Annotated in this window: 7 protein-coding genes, 1 tRNA gene and 1 pseudogene; 5 read left to right on the top strand and 4 right to left on the bottom strand. The window is 59.4% G+C overall.

From position 1 onward, the window contains the following. Positions 1 to 212: pseudogene (locus EN939_RS19560) on the bottom strand (hypothetical protein); the annotation flags it as partial. Then, the gene (locus EN939_RS19565) at positions 209 to 448 is read right to left on the bottom strand and encodes a helix-turn-helix domain-containing protein (protein WP_127269309.1); all 240 of its coding nucleotides are present in this window, start codon (positions 446 to 448) and stop codon (positions 209 to 211) included. The pseudogene EN939_RS19560 and the gene EN939_RS19565, both read right to left, overlap by 4 nt. Before the next feature lie 114 nt (positions 449 to 562). Here EN939_RS19565 and EN939_RS19570 point away from each other — a divergent pair, with 114 nt between their 5' ends. The 4 genes from EN939_RS19570 (at position 563) to EN939_RS19590 (ending at position 3,246) form a co-directional block, all read left to right on the top strand. Beyond that, a complete protein-coding gene (locus EN939_RS19570; protein WP_127269310.1) occupies positions 563 to 1,249 on the top strand; it encodes a hypothetical protein in 687 nt (228 codons plus the stop codon). A gap of 2 nt (positions 1,250 to 1,251) precedes the next feature. Continuing rightward, the gene (locus EN939_RS19575; protein ID WP_127269311.1) at positions 1,252 to 1,698 is read left to right on the top strand and encodes a hypothetical protein; all 447 of its coding nucleotides are present in this window, start codon (positions 1,252 to 1,254) and stop codon (positions 1,696 to 1,698) included. Beyond that, positions 1,695 to 2,003 carry a hypothetical protein gene (locus tag EN939_RS19580; RefSeq protein WP_127269312.1) on the top strand — a complete coding sequence of 103 codons (309 nt, stop codon included), beginning with the start codon at positions 1,695 to 1,697 and terminating at the stop codon, positions 2,001 to 2,003. Before EN939_RS19575 ends, EN939_RS19580 begins: the two co-directional genes overlap by 4 nt. Before the next feature lie 538 nt (positions 2,004 to 2,541). Continuing rightward, positions 2,542 to 3,246 (top strand): hypothetical protein, encoded by a 705-nt coding sequence (locus EN939_RS19590; RefSeq protein ID WP_127269314.1) that lies wholly within the window; start codon positions 2,542 to 2,544, stop codon positions 3,244 to 3,246. Positions 3,247 to 3,339: 93 nt separating this feature from the next. Here EN939_RS19590 and EN939_RS19595 read toward each other — a convergent pair. Both EN939_RS19595 and EN939_RS19600 read right to left on the bottom strand, forming a co-directional pair. Further along, positions 3,340 to 3,429: transfer RNA gene (locus EN939_RS19595), tRNA-Ser, on the bottom strand. A gap of 465 nt (positions 3,430 to 3,894) precedes the next feature. Next, positions 3,895 to 4,236, bottom strand: coding sequence for a hypothetical protein (locus EN939_RS19600; protein WP_236383389.1), 342 nt, complete (start codon positions 4,234 to 4,236; stop codon positions 3,895 to 3,897). Positions 4,237 to 4,607: 371 nt separating this feature from the next. Between EN939_RS19600 and EN939_RS19605 the strand changes: the two genes are divergently transcribed. Further along, positions 4,608 to 5,359: septal ring lytic transglycosylase RlpA family protein (locus EN939_RS19605; RefSeq protein ID WP_164751084.1), on the top strand; the 752-nt coding region annotated here is incomplete at its 3' end.

Here is a 5,359-nt window from a genome sequence, read left to right on the forward strand (position 1 = left end):
AGATGATCTGAATGAGATCCGCCCGGCCTGATCTTCATCTCGGCGGCGATGGAGTTCAGCGCGTCCTCCGTGGCTGGCTCCAGCGGTAGGCCGGCGACGTTCCGGAGCATCAAAGCAGCCCGCCGAAGCATGATCTGAAGATCCGCTCGCGACATGTCGGCGATGCTATCGGCGGCGTTCTCAAGCTCTTCTACGATAGAAAGGCGGGTCATGGCCTTGCCTTCAGCCTGACGCCTGGGCTCCCATGGTTCAGAAACTCGATGCCGGCTTCCTCAAGAACGGTCATCACGGCGCGCACCTTGTCCAAACCGCTGGTCAGTCCTTCGGCGCCCTTCTTTTCCATCGCGCTTATCGTGTTGATGTTGATTCCTGCCCGCTTGGCAAGCGTCCCTTGATCCATGTCAGCAAGCGCCCGAGCAGCGCGAAGCTGGTTTCCTGTAGTGAGCATGTTGTGTCCCCATATCGGTAGACTAGGAATATTTCATAGTTTGCTGTTGACGGCAAGCGAATTGCGGTTCATGGTTAACTAGTAAATGTAACTAGTTCATAGGGAACCAAACACATGCCGAGCACATCTGTTCGGGCTGCCGCCGAAGGCATGCCCAATGTCAACCGCCGCAACCTCTTGCTTGGTGCGGCTGCTTTCTCAACCGCTGCCGCCGTTGTTGCGGTCTCTCCTGCGGCTCACGCCGCGCCGACCAGCCTAGAAGAGGCAATCGCCGCCTGCCAGCGGGCCGAACAGACCTATGTGTCAACAGCGGCTCGGGAAAATGCCATCGCTGACGCGCTTGGCGATAAGCTCTTTCCGAAGTGGACGCCTCCCGGTGGGCTCTCGTCCATCTGGTCGCACCATCCGAAAGCCTTCCGGTCGTCCGGCGACCTCGAAGCCGAGATTGCCCGCAAGAAGGCACAGGTTGATGAGTCGTGGGCGTCGAGTTGCATGGATCGCGCCGGCTACAATCGGTGGATGGCAGGCATCACGTCCGCAGAAACCGAGGGCCTAACCTCGCTGCGCAAACAGGAAGCCGTGACCCACGCCAGCGGTCACCACGACGCCATGCAGCAAGCAGACGACGCAATCGCTGTCTGGAACACGGCGTTTCAAGCTTTAATCAGGCATCCCTGCGTGACGATGGTCGAAGTGAGGGCGAAGGCGGCAGCTCTCATTCATGGCTACGGAGCCCTCGGCGTTGCGGTCGATGACGTCGAGTTTATCGCCTGTCTTGCGTCCTTCTGTGGTGAGGGCTGACCATGGGCGAAGTTGTATACTTTCGCCCGAAGCCGCCGCCTTCCGGGGAACTGGACGAGCTCATCGCATGGCTGAAGCCGGCCTCCGACTGGCGCACCGGCCGCATGCAAATCGAGTTGGCATATCATTTCCGCATGACCGCCGATTTTCGACGCATCCTTGCCACCGATACACATGGGAAGGACAGCGCCGAAGCGGTTTTCCAGCGCGACCTAGCGGACAAGGCCTTCAAGGCTTGGCAAATCCAATGTCTCAAACAGGTCTTCATCCCGGCCCGGTGCGTCCGTGATCTGCGCTGGAAAGAGGATTGGCTTCGCCGCAATGGTGGCGGATCGCCGGAAACCGCGCTCTCTGTCGCCCGCGATGAAGCCGCCTTCGCGGGTCGCATCGAACTCCATTCCCGTCAACAGGCGACGCGAAAGGCAAACAGGAAGGCGGTGCGGTCATGAACGCGCACACCCGCCTTTCCGACCCGACTGTCCGCCGCTCGATCGAGGACGAGATTGAGCGGCTGATTTCGCTGCTGGACTTCGTAGAGCCGGACCCGGATCTAGAACCTTGGCTGGCTGGCGGCATCGAAGTCGTCGGCGCCGATGACAGGGAAGGGGACGACGAGCGAGAGCGCGACGATTGCGACCTCGAAGAGCAGCACGACGCCGAAGCGTACTGTGCGGAAGACTATGGCGATATCGCGTGGTCGAACGATACCGACATGCCGCAAGAGGGGTCGGATTGGCATCGCAACGGCTGGTGACCCCCGTATCGTCAAATAGTGGACATAGAGCCCGCTGCCTCATGGTGGCGGGCCTTTCTATTCTTTGTGTTGAACGATGTAGCTATTGCTGATGGCGTTGCCCCCAACGCCCCGCGTGACAACAACGGTGGTGTACCCGGCGGGCAGTGAACCGGTGACAGTCTCGTCGACAGGATGGCATCGTCCGACGATTTCACCGTTTGGCGCACCTGCGAGCCTGTCTTTCAGAGATGCCCGACACGCGTCGAACGACGCATATGTCGTCGGCGCGGCCTCAATGGGCTTGCAGACGGCAGCCTGGCCTGGGCTGCAAGAGAGTAAAAGCAATACTGCTGCGGTTGCGGGGTCCATTGTCGAAGCTCCACTGAGACCAGCCTCAACGCGGATCGAAGGCCTTTGTTGCACAGGCAGCCCCGGCGGCGACCCGCTGCCGAGAGATGGCGGGCTTTTCATTTGGTGGTGGAGCGTAGCGGGATTAGCGGGCACAAGCTTTCCCACTATCTTGCGCGGTCATGTCTCCAAGCTCCACCGTGCCAGGATGGCCCGCGATCCGATAAAGCACCTCGAAGCACAACACCGATACCTAACCAAAAATCGCGAAAAAGTCTTGGCAAGGAAACGTTCGCCAGAAGCTAGGGAAAAGAAGAAAAAATGGAGAGCTGAGAACCGTCAAAAAGACTTGGACTACGGGCGAAGGTATCGTGAGACACATAAGGAGATACGTGCAGCGGCCAAGAAAGCTTGGCGTCTAGCCAATCCGGAAAAAGTGGTTGCGTACTACCATGCGTACAGAGCTGGTCATCTGGATGAAACCCGGATTTCCCAACGAAAATACTTTGTCGAACATCGCCAGGAAATCTATAAGAAGCAGGCCGCGTGGATGCTGCGAAAGAAATCAATCAACACCATGCGCCACGACCCGGACACGGTCTATCGGGTGGTGAGCCGGGCGGTCAGTTCAGGACTTCCGCGCTTCATGCGTGATGATGTTATCGCCTCGATGCTCCTGGCTGTGCTCGAAGGCAAGCTACTGCTGGAGCACGTCGGTGCGCGGATGAAGGATTACGTCACCGGCTACAACCGTGAATACGACACGTTCAAAACGCTCTCGCTCGATGCGCCGATGGGAGGGACTGATCTCAGGCGAATCGACCTGCTTGAGGCACCGGCGCCGTATGAGCCCGAGGACGACGAGGATGACGACATGGTCATGCTCAGGGGAGGGCAATCGCTCTGGCGATAAGTCGTCATTGAACGAAAAAGTTAGGAACTGAGTTAGGAACCGAATAAGGCGAGAGCGATTTACTCCGCTTTTTCAATTAGTTAATTAGAATTCTGGCGGAGGAAGTGGGATTCGAACCCACGGTGAGCTTGCACCCACGCCGGTTTTCAAGACCGGTGCCTTAAACCGCTCGGCCATTCCTCCATCGTGATTCTTCAACCACTTGGGTAGCACGAGGCCAGCTCGTTTGGCCTGTTGGCACCGGATTGGCACCGAAGGCGCTCCCGGCTGGTTCACGCCTCATTCCTGTAAAGCGGCATTGAGGGCTGCGTCAACCACCGCTGCGTCGGTTCCTGCTTTCCTGGGCAGACTCTGAGCGTGTCGGGATCGAGCGCCGGGACTATCGCGGTCCAATGGTGCATGAAGAAGAAGCCCGCCGCGGGCGTTGCCCGAGATGTGAGGCGCTGCAGTGCTTGCATGCAGGGGCCCAGGCAAGGGCGCGATCCGGCTATCGACCGGAACCATCAAGCAACCGGGCGGACGGGTTAATCCCCACAGGGCCAACCTCTTGGGACGGCTGCGGTATTTCCCCAAAAATTTAGTTCGCCAAGGGAACAGCTGCTGGTGAGGAAGGCCGAAGCTGCAATTTGGCTCCGGCCTGAGCGGTCCTCAGTCTTTGCAGCTTTCATCGGCCTTTGCCGCCGCGGCCTTATCACCATGCTGCTGCGCCTCAATGTCCTGCTGCGAGGTTGCGAGATTCTTGTCCCCGCCGCCTTCAGCGCCCGCCAATGGCATTGTGGCGCCATCCTTGGCGGTTGGCTTGCCCGCGCTGTCCGTGGCTTTCGGGGCCTCTAAGGGCGCGTGAGTTCCATCTTTCGAAATGCCGGCGGTCTGCTCGGCATCCGTCCCGGCATTGGAAGCCGACTTGTCCGGGCATGCGGCGATCGCAGACCCGGCAGAAAGTGACATTGCGATCGCGATTGTCAATGAAGCCATTTTCATCATGCTCATCCTTCTGTTCGAGTGCCCTGCGGATGAAACTAGCGGCGCATTTCTTTGTTCCGGACTATCGGTCCGCTGCCCGACAAAGCCTGTCAACGGGCAGGTATGGCCGGCAGGAGCGAAGCCAGGCTCTCTGTGGCAGAGGGCATCACATCTCTCGCGTGGAAGCGCGAAAATCGTTACTTTTCAGAGGGCTCTTGCGGTGGAGACGCCACAATCTTGCCCGGTTGCGGCCACAATCGGTTAATACCGTGATAAGCAATTCCTGCGCACAAAGGATCGGGGTTCGAAGGCGTCGCTGGTATTGGTCGGGTGAGTGTTTCGGCTTCTTCGACGGTTGGATACGACGTCTAGGCAAGACTGAAGGGGACATCAGGAAAATGCAGGCTGTGACGCAACCGCGTCTTCGTCGCGCTGCTACAGTCGCGTTGTTCGCCATGTCGGCCGCCTTGCTGGCGGCTTGTGCGTCGCAGCCCGAGCCGAAAGCGATGGTCTACAAGAAGACCCGCTCCAAGGAATATTTCGCCGAATCCGAATATGGCGTGAAGGCAAGCCCGCGTGTGATCTCCCAGAATGGGCGCATCCAACGTGGCGGCGGCAGGGATCAGCTCGGCAAACCCTATCAGGTCCGCGGCAAGTGGTATTACCCGAAGGAAGACAAGCGCTACGCCAAGGTCGGCCTGGCCTCCTGGTATGGCGATGCCTTCCATGGCCGGCTTACCGCCAATGGCGAAGTCTACGACATGACCCACCTGACCGCAGCGCACCCGACCATGCCGCTGCCAAGCTATGCCCGTGTCACCAATCTCAAGACCGGCAGTTCGGTCATCGTTCGCGTCAACGATCGCGGCCCATATCACGAAGGCCGCATCATCGATGTGTCGGAGCGCGCTGCCCAGATGCTTGACTATGTCAACACCGGCACCGCTCAGGTGAAGGTCGAATATGTCGGCCGCGCGCCGCTTGACGGCGATGACGACCAATATCTGATGGCTTCCTACCATCCCGGCAACAGGGTGCCCGACCCGTCGGACGGACTGCCGACCGGCGTCATGGTCGCCATGAACGGGCCGTCGCCAAGCCTGCCTGCGGGCAGCGCGGCCGTGCCGTTTCCGGGCCAGTTGACCGATTC

This window comes from Mesorhizobium sp. M7A.F.Ca.CA.002.05.1.1 (genome assembly GCF_003998335.1).
Classification (GTDB): domain Bacteria; phylum Pseudomonadota; class Alphaproteobacteria; order Rhizobiales; family Rhizobiaceae; genus Mesorhizobium.

Bases quoted from the DNA above. Each gene is read 5' to 3' on its own strand.
- EN939_RS19565 (WP_127269309.1), bottom strand. From the start codon at position 448: ATGCTCACTACAGGAAACCAGCTTCGCGCTGCTCGGGCGCTTGCTGAC.
- EN939_RS19570 (WP_127269310.1), top strand. From the start codon at position 563: ATGCCGAGCACATCTGTTCGGGCTGCCGCCGAAGGCATGCCCAATGTC.
- EN939_RS19575 (WP_127269311.1), top strand. From the start codon at position 1,252: ATGGGCGAAGTTGTATACTTTCGCCCGAAGCCGCCGCCTTCCGGGGAA.
- EN939_RS19580 (WP_127269312.1), top strand. From the start codon at position 1,695: ATGAACGCGCACACCCGCCTTTCCGACCCGACTGTCCGCCGCTCGATC.
- EN939_RS19590 (WP_127269314.1), top strand. From the start codon at position 2,542: ATGGCCCGCGATCCGATAAAGCACCTCGAAGCACAACACCGATACCTA.
- EN939_RS19600 (WP_236383389.1), bottom strand. From the start codon at position 4,236: ATGAGCATGATGAAAATGGCTTCATTGACAATCGCGATCGCAATGTCA.